A 24,313-nucleotide genomic window follows, 5' to 3' on the forward strand; every position below is an offset into this window, starting at 1 on the left:
ACACCCCCTTGGGGAGGGAGTGCCTTGATGGTGCCCCACATCGGGCCGCTGTGCGCAGGGGTTGACAATCGTTTGCAATGGTCGGGCGGGCGCCGGCCGTGCGTGTCCACGTCCGGTCAGGCCACCAGCGGCTCTTCCTGCATGGCCTCGATCTGCTCGATCAGCATGTCCACCTGGCCGCGCCAGTAGTCGCTGCTGCCGAACCAGGGGAAGTTGGCGGGGAAGATCGGGTCCTGCCAGCGGCGCGCCAGCCAGGCGCTGTAGTGGATGAGGCGCAGCGTGCGCAGCGGCTCGATGAGCGCCAGTTCGCGGCGGTCGAAGCTGCGGAACTGTTCGTAGCCGTCGAGCAGCGCGCCGAGCTGGTGCGTGCGCTGGCGCCGGTCGCCCGACAGCAGCATCCACAGGTCCTGCACGGCCGGGCCCATGCGTGCGTCGTCCAGGTCCACGAAGTGTGGGCCGCCGCGGCCCCATTCGTCGAGCGGGGTCCAGAGGATGTTGCCGGGGTGGCAGTCGCCGTGCAGGCGGATGGAGGCGGCATCCTTCAAGCCAAATGAGCCTCCTGGGCCTGCCTGGCGGGCTGTATAAGCTATCAATTCAAGAGCAATATCGCACTGTGTCTTCCAGGCGGCCGCCACGTCGAGCGGGAGGATGTCGTTGTCCAGCAGCCAGTCGCGTGAGGTGGTGCCGAAGGTCTGCACATCCAGCACCGGCCGGTGCGCAAAGGGCTGGGCCGCGCCCACGGTGTGGATGCGGGCCAGAAAGCGGCCGATCCATTCCAGCACCTCGAAGTCATCCAGCTCGGGCTGGCGCCCGCCGCGCCAGGGGCTGACCGAGAACGCAAAGCCATCATGCTGGTGCAGGGTGGTGCCGTTCAGCACCAGCGGGCCCACGGCGGGCACCTCGGCGGCCATCAGCTCGGCGGCAAAGGCGTGTTCTTCGAGGATCTGCGCCTCGCTCCAGCGGCCGGGCCGGTAGAACTTGGCCACCACGCGCTGGCCGTCTTCCAGCGTGGCCTGGTACACCCGGTTTTCGTACGACGACAGGGCCATGAGGCGGCCATCGCCATACAGGCCCACGCTGGCCAGCGCGTCCAGCACCTGGTCGGGGGTGAGCTGGGCGTAGGGATGTTGTGGGTTGTTGGCTGCGGTATCGGGGGGCAATGGGGTCATGCCCCATTGTCGCTGCCAGGCCCTCGGCCGCCGGGCCGCGCGCGTTAGTTGGGCCGCATCGTGGCGATATGCCCGGCGCGCGGGTCGCCGCTGCCTGCCAGCACGGTGGCGAACAGCGTCTGCGTAGCCTGGGGCCCCGCATGGTGCTGCACCACCAGCCAGGGCTGGGGCCCGGCCGACACGGCGGTGCTGAACTGGTTCCAGGCCGCCACCAGGCGCTCGTTCAGGCCCTGGGCACCCCAGTCGGCGTGGCGCTTCTTGACCTGGGCGGGGGCGAAGAACATCACCGGGCGCGGGCCGGGCAGCTGGCCCGCGCCGCCCAGGTCCTGCACGTGGCTGGCACCCACCGAACAGCTGTAGGCCAGGCCCGTGCAATGGGCATGGATGCGCTGGCGCAGGCCCACGCTGCCTGCAAAGTCGATGTACACGCTGGGTGTGGCGCCGTCGATGGTGTCCAGTGCGTCGTAAGTGACCACGCGGCTGTAGCAGCCCAGGCTTTCGCAAAACGCCACATTGCCGGGCGAGGTGAGGCCGATGACCTCGATGCCTTCGCGCTGCGCGAGCTGGAACGCGGTGCCGTAGGCCGTCTTGCTCGATGCGCTGGACAGCAGCATGCGCTTGGCACCGAAAAATTGCTGGTCTTCCAGGAAGTCATCGATGAGCCAGGAGGTGATGAACAGCGGCCGCAGCAGCGCCTGCACGTCCTCGTTGTCGGCGCGGTACAGCCCGTCGGTGCCGGTGCGCAGGTAGTGGTTGTAGACGGCGTGCAGGCCCGCGCGGTGCGCGGCGCCATCGCTGAAGCCTGCGGCATTGACGCGCTGGGGCGAGAGCACGGCCTGGCTGGCCATGGGCCAGTAGCCGTACAGGCGCTCGCCCACGGCCACGGCCGGGTGCAGCGACTGCACCACCGTGCCAAAGCCCCACACGGGCACGATGCCCCAGCCGGGTTCGTTGCTGGGGAAAAACTGCCAGTAGCTCAGCATGCCGCCCAGGGCGGCGTAGGTGATGTTGTTGGCCGTGAGGGCAAAGGACTCGACCCGCACGCGGACCTGGCCCTCGGCGAGGGCGGTGTCTTCGGTGGTCAACAGGCGGGTGGTGGCCAACTGGTCCTGGCGCACGAGGAGGGTGGTGGTGCTCATGCCGCCACGCTAAACGAAAGCGGGCGTGCGCTCAAGCGGGGCGCGCCGCCTGGGCGACAGCAGCACTGTGGAGGGACACCGGGCCCACGCCAACCACACACAGCCGCTCACGCTGAGCTTGCCGAAGCGCTGCGCAGGGCGTCGACCCTTCGACGAAGCTCAGCCCGAACGGGATGGGATGGCGGAACGCGAAGCCGCGTCAGCCCGAGAATGGCTGGCCCAGTTGCTCGAACGGCAGCGCCTGCTTGACCAGGATGACGGTGCAGGGCGCGTCGCGCGCCACGCGCACGGGCACCGTGTCTATGAAGCGCTGCATCTGCAGCCCGTGCGTGGCGGCGCCCAGGATCATCATGCTCACATGGTTGCTGGCCGCGTAGCGCACCAGCGCCTGGGCCACATCGCCCGCTTCGAGCACGTGGTAGCTCACGGTGTGCCCGCTCAGGTCCAGCGCCTGGGCCCATTGGCGCAGGCGGGCCATGTGCTGGCGGTGCAGCGTGGTCTCGCTGCGGTTGCTGTCGCTGGTGCTGCTGGCGCCGGGCGAGATCACTGTCACGCAGGCCAGCCGCGCGCCGGGGCGGATGCCCAGCGAGCGCCCCACGGCCTGGCGCAGCGAGTACAGCGTGGCATCGCTCACATCGGCATGGGGCACGGCGACCATGAGGATGGGCGTGTCCTCGATCTGCGCCGACGGCAGCGGGCTGGGCTGGTAGTGCATGCCCGCTGCCCGCAGCCAGCGTTTGAAATGCGTGGAGAGCGGCGTGCGCTCGGTGCGTTCGCCGCGGTCGGTGATGTGCACCTGCTCGGGGTGGGCCAGGTCGAACGCCAGGTGCGCGGCCGAGGGGTAGCGGTGGGAGGCCTCGGGCTCCAGGCAGCGCAGGATCACCTCCTGCAGCCAGGGCGGGAGGTCGGCGCGGTGCTTGCGTGGCGGCGCGGGTGTCATCCACAGGCGCTGGCGCAGGCCGCCGCTGGTGGTGGGCGCGCCAAAGGGCAGTTCGCCCGTGGCCAGCTCGTACAGCATTACGCCGAGGGCAAAGATGTCGCTGCGCGGGTCGCCGCGCACGCCCACCACCTGCTCGGGGGCAATCCAGGCGGGCGAGCCCACGGCCTGGCGCATCTCCTCGGCCAGCAGGTCGGGGTAGTGGGCGTGGCACGAGAGGCCGAAGTCCAGTAGCACGGCCGTGCCGTCTTCCTTGACGAGCACGTTGGCCGGTTTGAGGTCGAGGTGGCACACGTTCTGCTGGTGCAGGCTGTGCGCCGCGCGCGCGGTGGCCGCGCCCAGGCGGGCTATTGTTGCGGTGTCGCAGCGTTCGGGCTGGTCCAGCCAGTGCTGCAGCGTCTGGCCGGGGATGTATTCCATCACCAGGTAGGGCAGGCGCACCAGGTCGCCCGCGGCCACAAAACGTGGCACATGCGGGCCGCTGAGCACGGGCAGGATCTGCAGCTCCACCTCGAAGCTCACGATGTTCTCGGCGCCATCGCCCGCCGTCATGCGCGGGATCTTCATCGCCATGGCAAAGCCGGGGCTGCGGCCTTCCTGCGCGTACTCCACGGCGTAGATGTGCGCCATGCCGCCCGCGTGGATGCAGTCCACCACGCGGAAGCCGTCGATCTCGGTGCCGGGGGCGAGCAGCTTCATCTCATTGGCCTTTTTCCAGCCGGTCCGCATAGAAGCTCGGCAGGCATGCCGCGCGGATGGCGGCGGCGGCGGCCAGGTGGTCGTAGGGCACGCGGTAGAAGGTGATCTGCTTGGCGGTGTCGTCGAACAGGGCGTACATGGCACGCGCATCGCCGTCGCGCGGCTGGCCCACCGAGCCCACGATGGCGAGCCACTGGCGGTGTGGCGGCACGGGCACGGGCACGCCGGGCTCGGGCGCAAAACGCATGAGCTTGGCGGTGGGCGTGAGGAAGTACAGCACCTGTTCGTGCACATGGCCGCTGAACACGTAGCGGATGGCGGGGTCGATGCCCTGGGCGGCGGTCATGCTGCGCTCGGCGGCGTTAGAGTCTTCTACGTAGCGCCACTGGGCGGGCATGTCGGCGCTGGCATGCACCAGCAGCGCGCTGGGCCCCAAGCGCGCGGTGAGCGGCAGCGACTGCAGAAAGGCGATGTGGCTGTTGCCCAGCTGGTCGTGCGTCCACTGTGCGCCCAGCTCGCTGCGGTTGCGCGGGTTGGCGGGGGGCGCGAGCGCCATGGCGTCGTGGTTGCCCAGCACGCACAGAGCGCCCTGCTGCACCAGGTCACGGACCTGCTCGACCACCGCGACGGGCTCGCCACCGTAGCCCACCAGATCGCCCAGCAGCGCGAACTGCTCGGCGCCCTGGGCGTGGGCGTGCTGCAGGCAGGCGCTGAGGGCCTGGCGGTTGGCGTGGATGTCGGAGAGGAGGGCGATCTTCATGGTGCGAGGGTATCGCTTCATCATCGCGCCGGGGGCTGAACGCCAGCTTGCAGGTGGGAATACCCACCGGGGCGTCCCATAAAAATAGCTGCCAGCGCTTGTCCATCAAGCGCTGGCAGCTATTGTTTTTGTAATTCAGAGGCTGCGCTGTGCGGCTGGCTTGTCCAGCGCCAGCGCCAGCACCAGGCCCAGCGCAATGATCGCGGGCAGCGCCTGGCTGAAGAAGATTTTGGGCGCAGCGGTGGCGGCGCCAAACACCCCGGCCACGATCACGCAGGCCAGGAAGAAGATCTTGAACAGCCGGTTGCCGGTGAACAGCCCCCAGAACAGCCCAGCCGCCAGAAAACCGTTGTACAGCCCCTGGTTGGCCGCCAGCGTGGTGGTGGCGTCGGCCAGCTCCTGGGTCAGGTTGAAGGTCTTCATGCCCAGGGGCTTGTTCCAGAAGAACATTTCGAGCACGAGGATGTACACATGCTCGATGGCCACCAGGGCCACCGCGATGCGGGGAAGCAACTGGCGGCCCATGGCTTACACCAGCGTGATGGTCACGTCGATGTTGCCGCGCGTGGCGTTGGAGTAGGGGCAGACCTGGTGGGCCGCGTCCACCAGCTTCTGGGCCGTGGCCTTGTCCAGGTCGGGCAGGCTGATGGCCAGGCGGGCTGCGATGCCGTAGGCGTTCGGGATGGGGCCCAGATCGACTTCGGCGTCGATGGACACGTCCTGTGGCACGGGGATGCCGATCTTGCCGCCCACCGCCTTCATGGCGCCGATGAAGCAGGCTGCGTAGCCGGAGGCAAACAGCTGCTCGGGGTTGGTGCCAGTGCCGGAGGTGCCGGGCGAGGACAGCTTGACTTCCAGGCGGCCGTCATCGGTCTTGGCGGCGCCATCGCGGCCACCGGTCACGTGCGACTTGGCGGTGTACAGGACTTTTTCGAGTGTGGTCATGGTGTCTTCCTTGCGGTTGTTGCCCACTGGCGGGCGGTGGAGGGAATCTGTGGGGTGGCTGGGCCGGTCAGCGTTGGCTGAGCCGGTCCCGCAGTTGTTTGAGTTCGGTGGTCAGGGCCGTCAGCTCGGCAATCGAGCACTGGCTGCTTTGCAGCACGCAGGGCGGGATGGCCTCGGCCTGGTCGCGCAGCGCACGGCCCTCGGCGGTGAGGGTGATGCGCACGCGGCGCTCGTCCTGCACATCGCGCAGCCGGGCAATGTGGCCCTGCGCCTCCAGGCGCTTGAGCAGCGGCGTGAGCGTGCCGGAGTCGAGAAACAGGCGCTCGCCCAGCTCGGACACGGTCACGCCGTCCTGCTCCCACAGCACCAGCATCACGAGGTACTGCGGGTAGGTCAGGCCGATCTGGTCGAGCAGCGGCTTGTAGAGCTTGGTCATCGCCAGCGACGCGGAATACAACGCAAAGCAGACCTGGTTGTCCAGCCGCAGGATGGCGGGGCTGGGAGTGACGGGGGTGCTGGGGCGGGGCATGGGGTGAATTGTGGCGATCAATTAAATTGTGCGCAATTGAATTTCGTAAAGCCTTATTGCCGGAGAGGGCGGACGGAATTGGGGGGAGAACGGAGGCTCAGGCCGTGGTAGGCGCGTACCTGCGCAGGGCGCTGGGTAAAAGCGGCTGCTACTCTTTTGATAGCTTGTCTGGCAAGATGGACGAGCGGTGACCGGCATTTTTGCTTGAGATCCCATCCGGCCGAGGTGTGGGGCTTCCGCCGACCCCGCTCCACCGGAGGAGGCTGGTGCGAAGGGGCCGGTGCCGCCCGGTGGGGCCCGCCGCCGCGCCCCGTTCAGCGCCCGCTGAACTGCGCGGGCCGCCGCTCCACAAACGCGCGCACGCCCTCGGCCGCGTCCTCGCTGTTGGCCAGCTCTTTCTGCACGGGGATGAAGTCCGCCACCGCTGCGGCCTGGCCTTGCTCAATGGCCTTGAGCACATTGAGCCGCGTGGCCACCACGGCCAGCGGCGCCTGGGCCTCGATGCGCTGCGCGATCGTGATGGCTTCATCGAGCACCTGCGCAGCGGGCACCACCTTTTGCACGAAGTTCAGGCGGTACGCTTCAGCGCTGCCGAATTCGTCAGCGGTCAGCAAATGCAGCAGCGCATTGCCCGTGCCCGCGCGCTCGGCCATGCGCAGCGTGGCGCCGCCCGTGGCCATGATGCCGCGCTGCACTTCCATCTGCGAAAAGCGGCAGTCATCGGCCGCCACCACGATGTCGGCGCCCAGCATCAGCTCGATGCCCACCGTGAAGCAGATGCCCTTGACGGCCGCCACCATGGGCTTGGTGCGGCGCCGGTAGCCGGGCAGGCCGTAGTCGTGGGGCTCCACCAGGCCCTCGGGGATGGCCTTTTCGCCGCGCTGCATGTAGGCGCTCACGGCGGGCAGGTCCAGGCCCGCGGTGAAATGGTCGCCAAACGCATGCAGCACGCCCACGCGCAGGTCGGGGTCGTCATCGAGGCGCGTGTAGGCCTCGGCCAGCTGGCGGAACATGGGCGGCGTCCAGCCATTGCGCTTGGCCGGGCGGTTGATGCCGATCAGCAGCACATGGCCGACGACCTGGGTGTCGATGCAGCCTTCGGGCGGGGGTGTGGTGGGGGTGATGCTTGTCATGGGCGCGGTGTCTCCTTGCCCATGATTGAAAACCCAACGGAAAGTGCGCGCGGTCCCCGGGGGGACAGCGCGCATGGCGCCCGTCAGTAGGTATAGACGCCGCGTCCCGTCTTGCGGCCCAGGCGGCCGGCGGCCACCATTTCCTTGAGCAGCGGGCAGGGGCGGTACTTGCTGTCGCCAAACTCGGTGAGGTACACGTCCATCACCGCCAGGCACACGTCCAGGCCGATCATGTCCGCCAGCGCCAGCGGGCCGATGGGCTGGTTGCAGCCCAGCTTCATGCCCGCGTCGATGTCCTCGGGCGTGGCCAGGCCTTCGGCCAGCACGAAGAAGGCCTCGTTGATCATGGGCACCAGGATGCGGTTGACCACGAAGCCGGGCGCGTTCTTCACGGTGATGGGGCTCTTGCCCAGGGCTTCGGCCAGCGCCTTGACGGCGTCGTGCGTGGCATCGCTGGTCTGCAGGCCGCGGATGATCTCCACCAGCGCCATCATGGGCACGGGGTTGAAGAAGTGCATGCCGATGAAGCGGTCGGCGCGGCTGGTGGCGGCCGCCAGCTTGGTGATGGAAATCGACGAGGTGTTCGAGGCGATCAGCACCTCGGGTGCCACCAGCGCATCCACCTGCTTCAAGATCTTGAGCTTGAGCTCGTAGTTCTCGGTGGCGGCCTCGATCACGAGCTGCGCGGCCTTCAGGTCGTCGTAGCTGGTCGATGTCTTGATGCGGCCCAGCGCGGCGGCCTTGTCGGCCTCGGTGATCTTTTCCTTCTTGATCAGGCGGTCCAGGCTGCCGGCCACGGTGGCCAGGCCTTTTTGCACTGCAGCATCGGAGATATCGACCATCACCACGTTGATGCCCGACACCGCGCAGGCCTGCGCAATGCCGTTGCCCATGGTGCCTGCGCCGATGATGCCTACGGTCTGAATCGTCATATAGAGAGCCCTCTTCAAAGTGAAACGGATGGACAGGATGGTAAAGCGAATCGCACGACCGTTCGGTTATCGTGCCTTGGCGTGGCCCGCCCTGCCCGTTCGCAGGGGTGTGCGAACCGCACTTCACTCTACATAAACCACCCGCTGCACCGCAGGGCGGAGGAGACACACAACATGTTCGATTACATCGTCGTTGGCGGCGGCTCTGCCGGCTCCGTACTGGCCGGTCGGCTCACCGAAGACCCCGCCGTGCGGGTCTGCCTGCTCGAAGCGGGCCCGGCCGACAACAGCGTGCTCATCCATTGCCCCGCCGGGCTGGCCGTGATGGCCAAGTTCGAGCTGAACGGCTGGGGCTTCAACACCACGCCGCAGGCCGCGCTCAACCACCGGCGCGGCTACCAGCCACGCGGCAAGGTGCTGGGGGGCTCCAGCTCCATCAACGCCATGGTCTACATCCGGGGCCAGCATGCCGACTACGACCACTGGGCCGCGCAAGGCAACCCCGGCTGGGGCTGGGAGGATGTGAAGCCCTATTTCTTGCGCGCTGAGCACAACGAGCGCGGCGCCGATGCCTGGCATGCGCAGGGCGGGCCCTTCAACGTGGCGGACCTGCGTGCGCCCAACCGTTTCAGCCGCCACTTCACCGAAGCGGGCGTGCAGGCCGGGTATCCGCACAACCCCGACTTCAACGGCGCCACGCAGGAAGGCGTGGGCCTGTACCAGGTCACGCACAAAAACGGCGAGCGCCACAGCGCCGCCAAGGGCTACCTCACGCCCCACCTGGCGCGGCCCAACCTGCAGGTCATCACCGGCGCCCACGCCACCCGCATCCTGTTCGACGGCACCCGTGCCGCAGGGGTCGAGTACCGCCAGGGCGGTGCGTTCAAGCAGGTGCGCGCCGGGCGCGAGGTGCTGCTGAGCGCGGGCGCGCTGCTGTCGCCGCAGCTGCTCATGCTGTCGGGCGTGGGGCCGGCCGCGCATCTGCAGCAGCTGGGCATTCCGGTGCTGCACGACCTGCCGGGCGTGGGCCAGCACCTGCACGACCACCCCGATGTGGTGCAGGTGCTGGATGCGCCCGAACTCAAGGACCTGTTTGGCCTCTCGCTGTCCGGCGTGGCGCAGGCGGTGCGCGGTGTCTTTGAATGGCGCAGGCACCGCACCGGCATGCTCACCACCAACTTCGCCGAGGCGGGGGGCTTCATCAAGAGCGATCCGTCCGAGGCCGCGCCGGACCTGCAGCTGCACTTCGTGATCGGCAAGCTGGTGGACCATGGCCGCAAGACCGTGCTTGGCCACGGCTACTCGGCCCACATGTGCCTGCTGCAGCCCAAGAGCCGGGGCGCGGTGACGCTGGCCAGCAAGGACCCCATGGCCCTGCCGCTGGTGGACCCGAACTTCCTGGCCGACCCTCAGGACATGCTGCGCATGGTGCGCGGCTTCCAGCGCACGCGCGCCATCCTGGCGCAACCAGCGCTCGCGAAGTTCGGCGCCAAGGAGCTGGCGGCCTCGGCCAGCGCGCGCACCGATGCCGAGATCGAGCAGTTCATTCGCCAGTACGCCGACACCATCTACCACCCCGTGGGCACCTGCCGCATGGGCCCTGGCGCGATGGATGTGGTGGATGCCGAACTGCGTGTGCACGGCCTGGCCGGCCTGCGCGTGGTGGATGCGTCCATCATGCCGCGCATCGTGAGCGGCAACACCAACGCGCCCACGGTGATGATTGCGGAGAAGGCGGTGGACCTGCTGCGCGCGCGGGCGTGACGTTGGATCGTAAAAACGTTCTTAGGCTTTGAACCGCTTGCGCGTGAGCGCCAGCGCCACCCAGAACGCCACCCCCGTGGTCACCACCAGCACCAGGCCATGGCGCCAGGGGTGGGCGGGCCACTGGTCCATGAACAGCGGGCGCACCAGCTCGACCGCGTTGGTCAGCGGCAGCCAGTCGGAGATGGCGCGCACGAGGGGCGGCAGCTGCTCGCGCGGGAAGAACACGCCCGAGAGAAACATCATGGGCGTGAGCACCAGCGTGAAGTAGTAGGTGAAGAAGTCATACCCTTTGGCCAGCGCATTGAAGATGAGTGCGATGCTGGAGAACATCACGCCCACAAACAGCAGCACCGGCCAGGCCACCAGCAGCTTGGGGCTGTGGCTGATGGAGAGCGCCAGCATCACGCCCAGGATGGCGGTGACGGTGAACAGCGCCTTGAAGGCCGCCCACAGCATCTCGGCCAGCACCACGTCGTCCAGGCTCACGGGGGCGTTCATGATGCCGTCCCAGGTCTTTTGCACATGCATGCGCGAGAAGGCCGAGTACAGCGCCTCGAAGCTGGCCGCATTCATGGCGCTCATGCAGATCGAGCCGCTGGCCAGGAACAGGATGTAGGGCACCTTGGTGTCGCCGCCCGCGCCGCCCACGTTCACCTGCCCCACCAGCGCCCCCATGCCGTAGCCAAAGGCCACCAGCCACATCAGCGGCTCGGCGATGTTGCCCACCAGGCTGGGGATGGCCAGCTTGCGCCAGACCAGCAGGTTGCGCAGGAACACGGGCCACCAGCGCGCCGACAGGCTCGGTGCCCGCCATGCGGAAGGCTGAGGGGGCACGTCGGCCAGGGCGGGGGGCGAGGTGGAGGGGGCGGTCTGCATGCGCCTATTGTGCGATGCCGGATGGGCTGCCGCCAGCCCTTGTGTGCCGGGGTCGCGCGTGGCAGGCACAGGCATTGCTTGGGGTTGGGGGCTTCCCTCTGCGTCTTTTCAATCCCCCAGGAGACCCCATGAACCGCACCGACGTTACCGAGAAAATCATCAGCACCAAGGTCGCCAAAGGCCTGCAGTGGCACGCCATTGCCAAGAAGGTCGGCCAGTCCAAGGAATGGACCACGGCCCTGTGCCTGGGCCAGATGACGGCCACGCCCGAGCAGGCCAAGGTGCTGGGCAAGATTTTTGGCCTGACGGCCGAGGAGCAGAAATGGCTGCAGGTGGTGCCCTACAAGGGATCGCTGCCCACGCCCGTGCCCACCGACCCGCTGATCTACCGCTGGTACGAGGTGGTGAGCGTGTACGGCACCACCATCAAGGAGCTGATCCACGAGGAATTTGGCGACGGCATCATGAGCGCCATCGACTTCAGCATGGACATCACGCGCGAGGCCGACCCCAAGGGTGACCGCGTCCAGGTGGTGCTGTCAGGCAAGTTTCTGCCGTACAAGTCGTACTGAAGGGCGAGGGGCGCAGGTGAGGGCGCGTGCTTCTGGTGCATTAAAGTCGCTGGCACCGGCTGAGCGGGGCGTCGTCCGCTGGCCTCTCACGCGCGACACCGGTCCGCTCCCCTTTTTTCTTCTGGAAAGCCTCACCCATGACCACCCTCGGAACCCCCTTGTCCCCCCACGCCACCAAAGTCATGCTGCTGGGCTCCGGCGAGCTGGGCAAGGAGGTGCTGATCGCGCTGCAGCGCCTGGGCGTGGAAACCATTGCGGTGGACCGCTACGACAACGCCCCCGGCCAGCAGGTGGCCCACCACGCGCGCACCATCACCATGAGCGACCCGGCGCAACTCAAGGCGCTGATCGAGGCCGAACGGCCCCACTTGGTGGTGCCCGAGATCGAAGCCATCGCCACCCCCATGCTCGAAGAGCTGGAAGCTGCCGGCACCGTGCGCGTGATCCCCACGGCCCGTGCCGCGCGCCTGACCATGGACCGCGAAGGCATCCGCGTGCTGGCCGCCGAAACGCTGGGCCTGCCCACCAGCCCGTACAAGTTCTGCAATTCGCTCGACGAGCTGCAGGCGGCCATTGATGCGGGCATCGGCTACCCCTGCATCGTCAAGCCGGTGATGAGCAGCTCGGGCAAGGGCCAGAGCAAGATCGACGGCCCGGCCGATGTGCAAAAAGCCTGGGACTACGCCATGGCCGGCGGCCGCGTGAGCCACGGCCGTGTGATCGTCGAGGGCTTCATCGACTTTGACTACGAAATCACGCAGCTCACCGTGCGTTCGGTGGGCGCCGACGGCCAGATCACCACCAGCTTCTGCGACCCCATCGGCCATGTGCAGGTGAGTGGCGACTACGTGGAAAGCTGGCAGCCGCACCCCATGCACCCGGCCGCGCTCGACAAGTCACGCCAGATCGCCAAGGCCGTGACTGACAACCTGGGCGGCCAGGGATTGTTTGGCGTGGAGCTGTTTGTGAAGGGCCAGGACGTCTGGTTCAGCGAAGTGAGCCCGCGCCCGCACGACACCGGCCTGGTCACCTTGTGCACCCAGCACCAGAGCGAGTTCGAGCTGCACGCCCGCGCCATCCTGGGCCTGCCCGTGGACACCACGCTGCGCAACCCCGGCGCCAGCGCCGTCATCTATGGCGGCGTGGAGGCCCAGGGCATCGTGTTCGACGGGGTGGACGAAGCCCTGCGCGTTCCGAACACCGACCTGCGCCTGTTCGGCAAGCCCGAGAGTTTTGCCAAGCGCCGCATGGGCGTGGCGCTGGCGCGTGCGGAGGACGTGGGCACCGCGCGCAGCAACGCCAAGTTGGCGGCGAGCAAGGTCACACCCCGGAAGGCGTGAGGTTCAGGGAAGAATGACCGCTGCCGCTTGATGGATAAGCGCTGATAGCTATTGTTTTTATAGCGTCTGTTGGCTGGCGCGGAAAATTCGCGCCACGCCAATGGACTTCAACGCTCAGCCATCCTCGCGGATCTGCCGCCCGGTGAGCTTGAGGAACAGGTCCTCCAGATTCGCCGGCCGGTGCAGCGTGCGCAGGTGGCCATGTTGGCCCAGGGCCTGCAGCAGCGGCTGGGCGTTCTGGGTGTAGAAAAACACTGTCTCGCCGCTGACTTCCACCCGGGCCGCGAGCGAGCGCAGTGCAGCGTCTTCCGTGAGCGCCACCGCGCCCACCCCAAACACTTCCACCACCTCGCGCTCCAGGTGCTGGGCGATCAGTTCGCGCGGGCGGCCTTCGGCGATCTTCTTGCCATGGTCCAGCACCAGCAGGCGCGAGCACAGGCGCTCGGCCTCGTCCATGAAGTGGGTGGTCAGCAAAATCGACTTGCCCTGCTGCAGCAGCAGTTGCAGCCGCTCCCACATCAGATGGCGCGCCTGCGGGTCCAGGCCCGTGGTGGGCTCATCCAGCAGCAGCAGGCGCGGGTTGTTGACGAGGGCCCGCGCCAGCGACAGGCGCCGCTTCATGCCGCCCGACAGTTCGCCGGGCTTGGCATCGGCTTTGTGGGTGAGGGCGGCAAATTCCAGCAACTGCGGCACGCGCCCGTCCATCACCGCGCCCTTGAGCCCGAAGTAGCGGCCAAACACGCGCAGGTTCTCGGCGCAGGTGAAGTCGGGGTCCAGCGTGTCGAACTGCGTGACCACGCCCAGCTGCGCCTTGATGGCCAGCGCGTCGCGCGGCATGTGCAGCGGGGGGCTGCCGGGCCCGGGCGTGAAATGAACGGCCCCGCCATCGGGCGCCGTGAGGCCCAGGCACATGCGGATGGTGGTGGTCTTGCCGGCGCCGTTGGGGCCGATGACGCCCAGGCATTCTCCCGGGGCAATGGCAAACGACACGTCATTCACCACGGTGGTCTCGCCGTAGCGTTTGCGCAGCTGCAGGGCTTCAAAGAGTGCGGTCATGGCCTGATTGTGTGCGAAGCCCGTTGCTGCGGGGCATGCGATCAGCCGCACCGTACATGGCGCGTGCCCGGGCCTGTCAGTCGGCGGCCGCCAGCCGCCCCCGGCCCGCTGTCTTGGCTTCGTAGAGCGCGCGGTCTGCCCGTGCCATCAGCGCAGCCAGGTCACTCTCGCCGGGCTGCAGGGTCGCCAGCCCGGCGCTGTAGTCCAGCGCAAAGCCCAGTTCGGCCACACTGGTGGCGTGCAGCCGCCGCCGCAGGCGCCGGTCAAACGCCAGGCCGGCGGGGGTGCTGTTGTGCAGCAACAGCACGCCAAACTCCTCGCCACCCAGCCGCCCGATCAGATCGCCGCTGCGGCAGGTGTCGCCCAGCAGCCGCGCAAATAGCTGCAGCGCACGGTCGCCGGCCCCGTGCCCCCGGGTGTCGTTGATCTGCTTGAAGTGGTCCACGTCCAGCATCAGCGCCGTCATGGGCAACTGATGGCGGGCCGCATGGGCCAGCAGGCTGCCGCCCCGCAGGGTGAAGCTGCGCTGGTTGAGCAGGCCCGTGAGGCCGTCGGTCATGGCCAGGGTGTGCAGCTTCTGCTCGGCCTCTGCACGCCAGGCCACCAGCAGGGCCACCGTGCCCAGCACCAGGCTCACGTTGGTGGCCACGGCCGCGGCCAGGTTCACGGGGTGGGGTGTGCGAAAGCTGGGGTACTGGTCGGTAAAGGCGCCGAGCACGCCGCGCGCCAGTGTGAAGGCCGCCGAGGTCAGCAGGCAGCCCAGCAGCAGGCTGCGCCAGCGCAGGTCGGCCGGGGCCCGTGGCGCCATCGTGGCGCGTGCCACGATGCACAGGATGGCGGCCATCAGTCCATTGGCCCAGCCCACGCGCCACGCGTAGTGGTCAAAACCGAGCGCGTAGCCCAGGGGGGCGGCAATCACCAGGGCCAGCAGCACGCGGGGCAGCGGGCGGGGGCCCAGCCAGTCTGCTAGCGCGCGGTACAGCATCCACTGCGCGGCCGCATTGCACGCGATCGACAGGCTGGACAGGGCCTGGTCCCACAGCGAGGATGAGGCAATGATCGCCGCCCAGGCCACGGCCTGCAGCAACATGCTGGCCTGCACATGGCGCGCCGCGCGGCTCACGCCCCGGCCCATGATCAGCGGCAGCGCGGCCGAGATCATGAACAGGTTGGCGGCCATGACGGCCATCAGCGTGAGGAAGTCCAGTGGCATGGGTCGGTGTGGCCCGGTGTCCGTGGCGCTTTCTCTTTATTGGAAGGCGACTTCGGCAAAGCTGCGCAACTTGCGGCTGTGCAGGCGGTCCACGCCGCCGTTGCGCAGGATCTCGATGGCGCGCATGCCAATGCGCAGGTGCTGGTCCACGCGCTCGCGGTAGAAATGGTTGGCCATGCCGGGCAGCTTGATCTCGCCGTGCAGGGGCTTGTCGCTCACGCACAGCAGGGTGCCGTAGGGCACGCGGAAGCGGAAGCCATTGGCGGCGATGGTGGCGCTTTCCATGTCCAGCGCCACGGCGCGGCTCTGGCTGAAGCGGCGTTGCGGCGTGTTGTCGGGCAGCAGCTCCCAGTTGCGGTTGTCGGTGCTGGCCACAGTGCCCGTGCGCATCACGCGCTTCAGGTCTGCGCCGCTGATCTGCGTGACATCGGCCACCGCCTGCTGCAGCGCAAGCTGGATTTCGGCCAGCGCCGGGATGGGCACCCACAGCGGCAGGTCTTCGTCCAGCACATGGTCCTCGCGCACATAGGCGTGGGCCAGCACGTAGTCGCCCAGCTGCTGGCTGTTGCGCAGGCCCGCGCAGTGGCCCAGCATCATCCAGGCGTGCGGGCGCAGCACGGCGATGTGGTCGGTGATGGTCTTGGCGTTGGCCGGGCCTACGCCGATGTTGACCATGGTGATGCCGCTCGCATCCTTGCGCACCAGGTGGTAGGCGGGCATTTGTGGCAGGCGCGGCGGGGCGGCGCCCAGGTCGTCGCCCGCCTCGGCGCTCAGGCCCACGCGGCGCGTGACCACGTTGCCGGGTTCGATGAAGGCGATGTACTCGCTGTCAGGCTTGGCCATCTCGGCATGGCCCAGGCGCACGAATTCGTCGATGTAGAACTGGTAGTTGGTGAACAGCACGAAGTTCTGGAACCACTCGGGCGCGGTGCCCGTGTAGTGGCGCAGGCGGTGCAGCGAGTAGTCCACGCGCGGCGCGGTGAACAGCGACAGCGGCTGCGCCTCGCCGGGCGCGGCCTGCCAGGTGCCGTTGGCAATGCCATCGTCCATGGCGGCCAGGTCGGGCAGGTCGAACACGTCGCGCATCAGCATGCGGCGCGCCGGAGTCAGCGTGCCCTCGATGTGGTCGTGCTCGGCAAACGAGAAATGGATGGGGATGGGGTGGGTGCTGGTGCCCACTTCCAGCTCCACGTTGTGGCTGGCGCGCAGCAGGCGGAACTGCTCGGCGTAGTAGTTGGCAAACAGGTCGGGCCGGGTCAGGGTGGTCTCGTAACGCCCCGGGCCTTCCACAAAGCCATAGGCCAGCTTGGTGTCCGCCCGTGCCACGGTGGTGGTGTGCACGCGCACAAAGGGGTAGAAGGCGCGTACGGCACCCTCGGGCGTTTCGCCTGCCACAAAACGCTGCATGGCGCTGCGCAGGTGGCCGATCTGTTGCTGGTAGATGCGCTGCACCTGGGCCAGGGCCTCGGCCGGGTCGGTGTGGCGGGTGGGGGCGATGAAGTCGGGGATGAGGGGCATTCCCCTATTGTCCACAAGCCAGGGGTTCGGAATGCAAAAAGGGAGCCTACCGGCGCAACCAACGCTCTGCGGCTTCCGCATCCATGGGCATGGCCACCACAAACCCCTGGATCGAATCACACCCCAGCCCCGCCAGCAGATCGATCTGCGCCTGCGTTTCCACCCCCTCTGCCACCGTTTTGAGCTGCAGGCTGCGGCCCATCTGGATGATGGCGGTGGCGATGGCCACGTCGTCGGCGTTGCCGGGGGTGTCGGCCACGAAGGAGCGGTCGATCTTGAGCTTGTCGATGGGGTAGCGCTTGAGGTAGGCCAGGGACGAGTACCCCGTGCCAAAGTCGTCGATGGAGATGCCCACGCCCAGGGCCTTGAGCGCGTTGAGGGTGCCCAGCACCTGGCCGGTCTGGTGCATGAGCACGGATTCCGTCAGCTCGATCTCCAGGTACTGAGGGGCCAGGCCGGTTTCGAGCAGCACTGTGGCGATCTCGGCGGCCACGTCGCGCTGGCGGAATTCGAGGGCTGAGAAGTTCACGGCCACGGGCACCAGGGCCAGGCCCTGGTCCTGCCAGGCCTTGAGCTGGCGGCAGGCCTCGCGCATCACCCAGCGGCCAATGGGCGTGATGAGGCCGCGCGATTCCGAGAACGTGATGAACTCGTCCGGGCCCACCAGCCCCCGCTCGGGATGGCGCCAGCGCACCAGGGCTTCCAGGCCCTGCAGCGAGCCGTCTGCCAGGCAGATCTGGGGCTGGTAGTGCAAAACGAAGTGGCCGTTGGCAATGGCCTCGCGCAGCAGGCGTTCCTGCTGCAGCACATCAAGGCCGCCGGCGCTCATGCTGGAGGTGTAGAACTGGCGGTTGCCCCGGCCGCTGTCCTTGGCATGGTGCATGGCCGCGTCGGCGCAGCGCAGCAGGACATCGGCGCTGGCGCCATGGTCCGGGAACAGGCTGACGCCGATGGAGGGCGAGATGGTGAGCGGCAAATCGTCCACCGTGAACACGCCGTGCATGGAGTCCAGCAGCTTGTCGGCCACCATGGCCACGTCGTCCTGGCTTTGTACGTCGGTGAGCACCACCACGAACTCGTCGCCACCCAGCCGCGCGACCAGGTCGGCATCGCGCACGCCTTGGCGCAGGCGCTCGGCCACGTTGCGCAGCAGCAGGTCGCCCGCGTGGTGGCCCAGCGAGTCGTTCACGGTCTTGAAGTGGTCCAGGTTCACAAACAGCACGGCAGCACGGCCGTGGCGCCTGCGCGCCAGCGACAGCACCTGCGACAGCTGCTCCATCAGGAAATGCCGGTTGGGCAACTGCGTGAGGGCATCGTGCAGCGCGATGAAGGCCTCGCGCTCCTGGGCCTGCTTGCGCGCTGTGATGTCGCGCACCACCACGATGCGGTAGTCCGCATGGTGCATGGGCATGGTCTTGCCCACGACTTCCACGGGAATGGCATGGCCGTCCTTGTGGCGGATGGCGACTTCGTAGGGGTCCTCGCGGCCGCTGCGGGTGTATTCGAGCGCTGTGGCGCGCCACTCGGGGCTGATGAAGTTGAAGATCGACAGGCCCAGCACCTCGTGCAGCGCATAGCCCGTGAGCCGGTTCAGGGCCTCGTTGCCATCGGTGATGATGCCGTCGCGGTGGAACACGATGGCCTCGTCGGTGGCCTCGGTGAACTTGCGCATGCGCTCTTCGCTCTGGCGCACGGTGCGTTCTGCGCGCCAGCGCTCGGTGATGTCGGTGATGAGCACGAACGAGCCGATCTGCTGGCCTGCATCGCCAAAGTGCGGGATCAGATTGACCTCGATCATCCGGGCCTCGCCGTTGGGCAGGGTCTGTTCGCGCGTGTACTTCACGTGCTCGCCCTGGGTGGAGCGCTCCACATGCGGCTCAATGGCCTGCCAGGCCTTGTCGCCAATGGCCTCCTGCACCGTGAGGCCCAGGATGGATTCGGTGCTGTGCCCGTTGTAGGCCGCATAGCCCTGGTTGGCGAACTGGCAGCGCAGCCCGGGCAGGTCGTAGTAGGCCATCAGGGCCGGCACCGAGTCGGCAATCAGGCGCAGCAGCGAGTCGCTGGAGCCGCCCTGGCCCGGGGCGTTGGCTGCGTTGGATGAATCTGGCATGTCCCACTCGGTGCGTGTGTGCTGGTTATAGCCGATACCCCTGCCGGGGGCGTAAGGTAGTTGCCCGGATACCCCGGGCCGGATAATCGGGCCATGACCTCCAAAGAAACCCCCGCCAGCACCGATTTCAGCACGCTGGCGCTGAACCCCGCCATGCTGGCCAACCTGCAGCAGCTGGGCTACACCCAGATGACCCCCATCCAGGCGGCCAGCCTGCCGCCCGCGTTGCTGGGCAAGGACCTGATCGCCCAGGCCAGCACGGGCAGCGGCAAGACGGCCGCGTTTGCGCTGGCCCTGCTGGCCAACCTCAACCCGCGCCGTTTTGCGGTGCAGGCCCTGGTGCTGTGCCCCACGCGCGAGCTGGCCGACCAGGTGAGCACCGAGATCCGCCGCCTGGCGCGGGCCGAAGAGAACATCAAGGTCGTGACCCTGTGCGGCGGCGTGCCGCTGCGCGGCCAGATGCTGAGCCTGGAGCATGGCGCCCACATCGTGGTGGGCACACCCGGCCGCGTGATGGACCATCTGGAGCGCCAGCACCTCACGCTGGAGGCGCTCAACACCCTGGTGCTCGACGAGGCCGACCGCATGCTCGACATGGGCTTCTTCGACGACATCGCCACCGTGGCGCGCCAATGCCCCAAAGAGCGGCAGACCCTGCTGTTCTCGGCCACCTACCCGGAAGGCATTGCCAAGCTCAGCGCCCAGTTCATGAAGACGCCCGAGCAGATCACCGTGCAGGCCCAGCATGCCGAGGGCAAGATCGAGCAGCGCTGGTACGAGGTGAAGAACAGCGAGCGCCTGCACGCGGTGTCGCAGCTGCTCAACCACTTTCGGCCCGATTCCTCTATCGCGTTCTGCAACACCAAGCAGCAGTGCCGCGACCTGGTGGGCGTGCTGCAGGCCCAGGGTTTCAGCGCGCTGGCGCTGTTTGGCGAGCTGGAGCAGCGTGAGCGCGACCAGGTGCTGGTGCAGTTTGCCAACCGCAGTTGCTCGGTGCTGGTGGCCACCGACGTGGCCGCGCGCGGGCTGGACATCGCCAACCTGGCCGCCGTGATCAATGTGGACGTGACGCCCGACCCCGAGGTGCACATCCACCGCATCGGCCGCACGGGCCGGGGCGATGCCGAGGGCCTGGCGCTGAACCTGGCGAGCATGGACGAGATGGGCAGCGTGGGCAAGATCGAGCAACTGCAGGGCCGTGAATCGCGCTGGTTCCCGCTGGCGGACCTGGTGCCCACTGGCAGCGGCCCGCTGGTGCCGCCCATGGTCACCATCCAGATCATCGGCGGCCGCAAGGAGAAGATCCGTGCGGGCGACGTGCTGGGCGCGCTGACCGGCGACATGGGCTACACCCGCGAGCAGGTCGGCAAGATCAACGTGAACGACTTCTCGACCTATGTGGCGGTGGACCGCGCGATCGGCGCCCAGGCCGTGGCGCGGCTCAACAGTGGCCGGGTCAAGGGCAAGAGCGTGAAGGCGCGGCTGGTGCCGGCGGACCAGCAGTTCGATTGAGTTGACTCGAAAATGGCCGCTGGCGCTTGTCAGGCAAGCGCTGGCAGCTATGTTTTTTGATGGGCTGGGGCTGGCGGGACGCGCTCAACGGCGCGCCGCCGCCTGCTCCAGCATCTGCACCATGGCCGTGTAGCCCCGCTGGCGTGCCAGCTGCAGCGGCGTGGTGCCCTGCCGGTCGGTGAGGGCCTGGCTGGCGCCGGCCTGCAGCAGGGCCTGCAAGGTGGCCTGGTGGCGTGGGCCGCCGTTGCCCAGCACGATGGATTCGATGAGCGCCGTCCAGTGCAGGTTGTTCACATGGTCCAGCGGCGCCCCGGCGGCAATCAGCTGGCGCACCACGCCATCGTGCCCCAGATGGGCTGCGGCGATGAGGGCCGTGCCGTCGTAGCGGCTGGTCACCTGCCCGGCGCTGGCACCCAGTTGCAGCAGCAGGCGCAGCGTGGCTTCGTCGTCGGCCACGGCGGCAATCGTCACTGCGTCGTAGCGGTCGTTTTCCAGCGCGTTCAGGTCGGCGCCGGCCTGGGCCAGCTGGCGGATGGCCGCATGCTGGCGCGCATAGGCCGCCACATGCAGTGGCGTGCGGCCATAGGCGTCGCGGGCGTTCACATCGGCCCGCGCCGCCACCAGCCGGGCAAGCGCAGGCAGGTCGCCCTTGGCCGCTGCCGCATGCAGGCCCTGGTAGGCGGCGGTTTCGGCGGCCGTCGGAGGCACCTGCGCCAGGGCTGGGGCGGCGCAGGCCAGGGCGGCCGCCAGTGCGATGGCAAGGTTCCAGTGCTTCATGGGGCCTCCGGCGCGGTGCTGTGCGGTGAACGCAGGGGGGCCGGCCTTACTTCAGCAGGTCCTGCACCTTGGCGATGCCGGCCAGGGCGCATTGCTCGTCCAGGTGGCCGCCGGGCGCACCACCCACGCCCACAGCGCCGATGACTTCGTTGCCCACTTTCACCGGCACGCCGCCGCCCAGCAGCAGGTAGCCGGGGATCTGGCCCAGGTTGGCGGCCGCGGGGTTCTTTTGCGAGCCTTCCATGATGGCCAGCGTGGTGTTCTTGGCCGATGCCGAGGTGTAGGCCTTCAGGCGGCTGGCTTCCAGCGTGTGGGGGCCGGCGTTGTCGGCGCGCTGCACGGCACGCACGGTGCCGGCGCGGTCCACCACGGTGGCGGTGACGTTGTAGCCGTTGGCGGTGCAGGTGGCCACGGTCTGGGCAGCGATCTGCGTGGCCAGGTCCAGGGACATGTTCTTTTCGGTGCGCACGCCTTCGGCATGGGCAGCGGCGGTGGCGACCAGGGACAGGGTGATGGCGGCGACTTTGACGAGGGTGCTCTGCATGGTGTTCTCCGGTGTTTTGGGGCGGTGCCACCCGTTGTGGCGCCGTGGGAGAACTGTAGAAAATGCGCCTGCTTTCGCCCATTCGTGCGGTTACGCGCGGCCCTCCGTAGAACTACGCAGCGGCAGGCTCAGCGTGAGCGGTTCGTTGCAGCGGTGTGCAAGCGGTCGAGGCTGTTGGGATCACTGCGCGTCCACCAGCGCCGCATAGCGCCGGATGAGTTGCGCCAGCGACTCCGCCCCCAGCTTGGCGAACAGGTTGGCGCGGTGGGTTTCCACGGTGCGGGGCGAAAGCGCCAGCGCGCGGCCGATTTCCTTGTTGGTCAGGCCCTCGACGATCAGGCCCAGCACCTCGCGTTCACGGGCCGACAGCTGCGCAAAGCGCTCGCGCGCCTGCTGGTCGGCCTGGTGGCGCTCGCGCGAGCGCACATGCTGGCGCACGGCGTTCTGCAGGGCCTCGATCAGCACCTCGTCATCCACGGGCTTTTCGAGAAACTCCGCCGCACCGGCCTTGAAGGCGCGGCGGCACATCTCCACGGTGCCGTGGCCCGTGAGCAGGATCACAGGCTGGTCCACCCCCTGCGCCAGCAGTTGCTCCAACACCGTGAGGCCGCTGGTGCCCGGCATGCGCACATCGAGCACGATGGCGCCGATGCTCGCGCGGTCGAACCCCGCCAGGAAGGCCTGGGGCTCGGCCCAGGCCTGCACGCGCAGGCCCACGGTGCCGATGAGCAGGCTGAGGCCCTCGCGCACGGCGGCGTCGTCATCCACCAGGTGGATCAGGGGCGAGAGGGAGGGGGCGCTGTCGGTCATGGGGCGGTGGGCAAGGTCAGCACAAACTCGGCGCCCCGGCCTTCTGCACCGGGCACCTCGGGCGCCAGCGCCAGGCGGGCGCCCATGGCCTGGGCCAGGCTTTCGCACAGCGTGAGGCCCAGGCCGAGCCCGCCGCTGCGCGTGGTGAAGAAGGGCTCGAACAGGTGCTGGCGCGCTTCGGGCGGGATGCCGGGGCCATGGTCGCGCACCGACAGCGCCACATGCCCGGCGTCGGCCTGCTGCAGGGTGAGGTGCAGGCGGCGCTCGGCGGGCGGCACCTGCTCCAGCGCCTGCAGCGCGTTCATGAGCAGGTTGTGCACGATCTGCTGCAGCGCCACGGGCTCGGCCAGCACGCTGGGCAGGTCGGCGGCGGTGGTGACTTCGGGGGCCACACCGCGCTGGGCCAGTTCGGGCTCCAGCAGGTGCAGCACGTCCTGCACGGCTGTGGGCAGGGCCAGGGGCTGGGCCTGGCCGGCCAGGTCCGGGCGCTCCACCAGGCGGCGCAGGCGGCCCACCACGCTGGACGCGCGCCGGGCCTGCTCCACGGCACGGGCCATGGCCGTCTGCGCTGTGGGGAGGTCGGGTGGATCGTCGGCCAGCAGGCGCTGGGCGGCCTGGGTGCTGGAGAGCAAGGCGGTCAGCGGCTGGTTCAGCTCATGCGCCATGCCGGCAGCCAGCTCGCCCAGCGTGTTCAGGCGGGCCACCTGGCCCAGGCGCAGCAGCTCTTCGGCGCGCTGGCGGGCCACACGCTGGCGCCGCAGGGCGTGGCCCGCCCCCCAGAGCAGCGCGGTCAGCACGCACCAGCCCAGCATGCCCCACCAGGGCAGCTCGTGCAGGCCCACGCTGCGCCGCGCCACCACGGTGAGGGGCTGGCTGGGGGAGGCCAGCAACTTGTGGAAGTCGAAGCTGCGGCGCCAGGCCCCCGGACCTGTGCGCCCCGGCTGCACCACGAAGGCCTGGCCGCCCTGCTCCAGCGTCACCTGCACGGGGCTGGTGGCCATGTCCATGGGCCATTCGTCCGCAGGGATGGTGGTGCGCAGGTCGATGTGCAGTGCGTAGCTGGCGGGCACCCCCGCCATCACCAGGTGGTAACGGCCGGCCGTCAGGTCCAGCGCCGCAAGGGCAGCATGGCCGGTGCGGCGCGAGGTGGCTTCGGCGGCCGACAGCTCGGCCTGCAGCGTTGCGGGCCAGCTGCCCTGGGCCGGGCGCTGGAGCACGGACAGGATCTGCGGGTACACCGAGGGCAGGCGGGGCAGGGGGGCTTCGGCGCTGGCCGCTCTGCCTTCCCCTGGCGCGGCGGCGGGCTGCAGCAGCGTCAGTGTGGCCATGATGGCGTCGTGCTGTACCACGCGCTGGCTCAGCAGGCGGTGCACGATGCGCGCATCGGTCTCGAACGCGGCCTGCAGCTGCTGCAACCGGTTCGCCGCCAGTGCCCCCGCACCCGCGCAGGCCACGGCGGNNGGCGGCCCACAGCAGCAGGCTGGGGAGGTACGGGGCGTTCGCCAGAAGGGCGGGGCGGCGGTGTGCCGGGGTCATGCGCGGATTCTGGCATGGGGCTTGGCGGCCTTGGGGGCGTGAGCAGGTTCTAAAGCAGTGCTTAAGCCCGCTTTGGTGTAATTTCGGTCCTGCCATCTTCTGCGCGCCTTTGCACCCCCATGCCCTCTGCCCCCACAACGCCCCACCCCTGGCTCACCCCCCGCAACCTGCTGTGGGCCTCGGTGGCCGTGGCGGTGGTCACCATTGCCCTCAAAACATTGGCCTGGGTGGTCACGGGATCGGTGGGCCTGCTGTCGGATGCCATGGAGTCGTTTGTGAACCTGGCCAGCGCCATGTTCGCCCTGGCCATGGTGACCGTGGCCCAGCGCCCCGCTGACGACGACCACCCCTATGGCCACCACAAGGCCGAGTATTTTTCTTCGGGCTTCGAGGGCATCCTCATCGTGGGGGTGTCCGCGGGCATCCTGTGGGCGGCCGG

23 protein-coding genes are annotated in these 24,313 nt (G+C 68.4%); 5 read left to right on the plus strand and 18 right to left on the minus strand.

Features of this window, described 5'->3' with window-relative positions:
- Positions 1-116: 116 nt before the first annotated feature.
- The 9 genes from DBV10_RS11940 to DBV10_RS11980 form a co-directional block, all read right to left on the minus strand.
- Complete coding sequence (locus DBV10_RS11940; protein WP_124513856.1) at positions 117-1,169, minus strand: serine/threonine protein kinase; 1,053 nt, start codon at positions 1,167-1,169, stop codon at positions 117-119.
- 44 nt (positions 1,170-1,213) lie between these two features.
- Positions 1,214-2,308 carry a DUF2855 family protein gene (locus DBV10_RS11945; RefSeq protein ID WP_124513857.1) on the minus strand — a complete coding sequence of 365 codons (1,095 nt, stop codon included), beginning with the start codon at positions 2,306-2,308 and terminating at the stop codon, positions 1,214-1,216.
- Positions 2,309-2,507: 199 nt separating this feature from the next.
- Positions 2,508-3,944, minus strand: a complete 1,437-nt coding sequence (locus DBV10_RS11950) for a bifunctional serine/threonine-protein kinase/universal stress protein (RefSeq protein ID WP_124513858.1) — start codon at positions 3,942-3,944, stop codon at positions 2,508-2,510.
- A 1-nt stretch (position 3,945) separates the two neighbouring features.
- Positions 3,946-4,704 carry a metallophosphoesterase gene (locus DBV10_RS11955; RefSeq protein WP_124513859.1) on the minus strand — a complete coding sequence of 253 codons (759 nt, stop codon included), beginning with the start codon at positions 4,702-4,704 and terminating at the stop codon, positions 3,946-3,948.
- A gap of 135 nt (positions 4,705-4,839) precedes the next feature.
- The gene (locus tag DBV10_RS11960; protein WP_124513860.1) at positions 4,840-5,229 is read right to left on the minus strand and encodes a DUF1304 domain-containing protein; all 390 of its coding nucleotides are present in this window, start codon (positions 5,227-5,229) and stop codon (positions 4,840-4,842) included.
- A gap of 3 nt (positions 5,230-5,232) precedes the next feature.
- Positions 5,233-5,649: an organic hydroperoxide resistance protein gene (locus tag DBV10_RS11965; protein ID WP_124513861.1), complete on the minus strand. Its 417-nt coding sequence runs from the start codon at positions 5,647-5,649 to the stop codon at positions 5,233-5,235.
- A gap of 67 nt (positions 5,650-5,716) precedes the next feature.
- Positions 5,717-6,178, minus strand: coding sequence for a MarR family winged helix-turn-helix transcriptional regulator (locus tag DBV10_RS11970; protein WP_124513862.1), 462 nt, complete (start codon positions 6,176-6,178; stop codon positions 5,717-5,719).
- 314 nt (positions 6,179-6,492) lie between these two features.
- Positions 6,493-7,311, minus strand: coding sequence for a crotonase/enoyl-CoA hydratase family protein (locus DBV10_RS11975; protein WP_124513863.1), 819 nt, complete (start codon positions 7,309-7,311; stop codon positions 6,493-6,495).
- Positions 7,312-7,394: 83 nt separating this feature from the next.
- Complete coding sequence (locus DBV10_RS11980) at positions 7,395-8,243, minus strand: 3-hydroxybutyryl-CoA dehydrogenase (protein ID WP_124513864.1); 849 nt, start codon at positions 8,241-8,243, stop codon at positions 7,395-7,397.
- Between the two features lie 174 nt (positions 8,244-8,417).
- On the opposite strand from DBV10_RS11980, the gene DBV10_RS11985 reads away from it, so the two are divergent.
- A complete protein-coding gene (locus DBV10_RS11985) occupies positions 8,418-10,007 on the plus strand; it encodes a GMC family oxidoreductase (protein ID WP_124513865.1) in 1,590 nt (529 codons plus the stop codon).
- Between the two features lie 21 nt (positions 10,008-10,028).
- Here the strand turns inward: DBV10_RS11985 and DBV10_RS11990 are convergent, their stop codons facing one another.
- Complete coding sequence (locus tag DBV10_RS11990) at positions 10,029-10,886, minus strand: ABC transporter permease (RefSeq protein ID WP_124513866.1); 858 nt, start codon at positions 10,884-10,886, stop codon at positions 10,029-10,031.
- A gap of 128 nt (positions 10,887-11,014) precedes the next feature.
- Between DBV10_RS11990 and cynS the strand changes: the two genes are divergently transcribed.
- Together cynS and purT are read left to right on the plus strand one after the other, a co-directional pair.
- Positions 11,015-11,458, plus strand: a complete 444-nt coding sequence (cynS, locus tag DBV10_RS11995) for a cyanase (RefSeq protein ID WP_124513867.1) — start codon at positions 11,015-11,017, stop codon at positions 11,456-11,458.
- Positions 11,459-11,595: 137 nt separating this feature from the next.
- Positions 11,596-12,798, plus strand: coding sequence for a formate-dependent phosphoribosylglycinamide formyltransferase (gene purT / locus DBV10_RS12000; protein WP_124513868.1), 1,203 nt, complete (start codon positions 11,596-11,598; stop codon positions 12,796-12,798).
- Positions 12,799-12,912: 114 nt separating this feature from the next.
- Here the strand turns inward: purT and DBV10_RS12005 are convergent, their stop codons facing one another.
- From DBV10_RS12005 to DBV10_RS12020, 4 genes are all read right to left on the minus strand, one after another.
- Positions 12,913-13,854 (minus strand): ATP-binding cassette domain-containing protein, encoded by a 942-nt coding sequence (locus tag DBV10_RS12005; protein WP_124513869.1) that lies wholly within the window; start codon positions 13,852-13,854, stop codon positions 12,913-12,915.
- Between the two features lie 76 nt (positions 13,855-13,930).
- On the minus strand, positions 13,931-15,067 hold the full coding sequence (locus DBV10_RS12010) for a GGDEF domain-containing protein (protein WP_124513870.1): 1,137 nt from the start codon (positions 15,065-15,067) through the stop codon (positions 13,931-13,933).
- Positions 15,068-15,103: 36 nt separating this feature from the next.
- On the minus strand, positions 15,104-16,585 hold the full coding sequence (locus tag DBV10_RS12015; protein ID WP_124513871.1) for an AMP nucleosidase: 1,482 nt from the start codon (positions 16,583-16,585) through the stop codon (positions 15,104-15,106).
- Positions 16,586-16,631: 46 nt separating this feature from the next.
- A complete protein-coding gene (locus DBV10_RS12020) occupies positions 16,632-18,695 on the minus strand; it encodes a bifunctional diguanylate cyclase/phosphodiesterase (protein WP_124513872.1) in 2,064 nt (687 codons plus the stop codon).
- Between the two features lie 93 nt (positions 18,696-18,788).
- Here DBV10_RS12020 and dbpA point away from each other — a divergent pair, with 93 nt between their 5' ends.
- The gene (gene dbpA, locus DBV10_RS12025; RefSeq protein ID WP_124513873.1) at positions 18,789-20,207 is read left to right on the plus strand and encodes an ATP-dependent RNA helicase DbpA; all 1,419 of its coding nucleotides are present in this window, start codon (positions 18,789-18,791) and stop codon (positions 20,205-20,207) included.
- Between the two features lie 84 nt (positions 20,208-20,291).
- On the opposite strand, the gene DBV10_RS12030 is transcribed toward dbpA, so the two are convergent.
- The 4 genes from DBV10_RS12030 to DBV10_RS12045 form a co-directional block, all read right to left on the minus strand.
- A complete protein-coding gene (locus DBV10_RS12030; protein ID WP_124513874.1) occupies positions 20,292-20,984 on the minus strand; it encodes an ankyrin repeat domain-containing protein in 693 nt (230 codons plus the stop codon).
- A 46-nt stretch (positions 20,985-21,030) separates the two neighbouring features.
- Positions 21,031-21,528, minus strand: a complete 498-nt coding sequence (locus tag DBV10_RS12035; RefSeq protein ID WP_124513875.1) for a heme-binding protein — start codon at positions 21,526-21,528, stop codon at positions 21,031-21,033.
- A 180-nt stretch (positions 21,529-21,708) separates the two neighbouring features.
- Positions 21,709-22,338 carry a response regulator transcription factor gene (locus tag DBV10_RS12040; protein WP_124513876.1) on the minus strand — a complete coding sequence of 210 codons (630 nt, stop codon included), beginning with the start codon at positions 22,336-22,338 and terminating at the stop codon, positions 21,709-21,711.
- Positions 22,335-23,753, minus strand: a complete 1,419-nt coding sequence (locus DBV10_RS12045) for a sensor histidine kinase (protein WP_370451160.1) — start codon at positions 23,751-23,753, stop codon at positions 22,335-22,337. The genes DBV10_RS12040 and DBV10_RS12045 overlap by 4 nt, the downstream gene beginning before the upstream one ends.
- A 240-nt stretch (positions 23,754-23,993) precedes the next feature.
- Between DBV10_RS12045 and DBV10_RS12050 the strand changes: the two genes are divergently transcribed.
- Positions 23,994-24,313: cation diffusion facilitator family transporter (locus tag DBV10_RS12050; protein ID WP_124513878.1), on the plus strand; the 320-nt coding region annotated here is incomplete at its 3' end.

The sequence above is a fragment of the Acidovorax sp. FJL06 genome (assembly GCF_003852545.1).
In the GTDB taxonomy this organism is placed as follows: Bacteria; Pseudomonadota; Gammaproteobacteria; order Burkholderiales; family Burkholderiaceae_C; genus Acidovorax.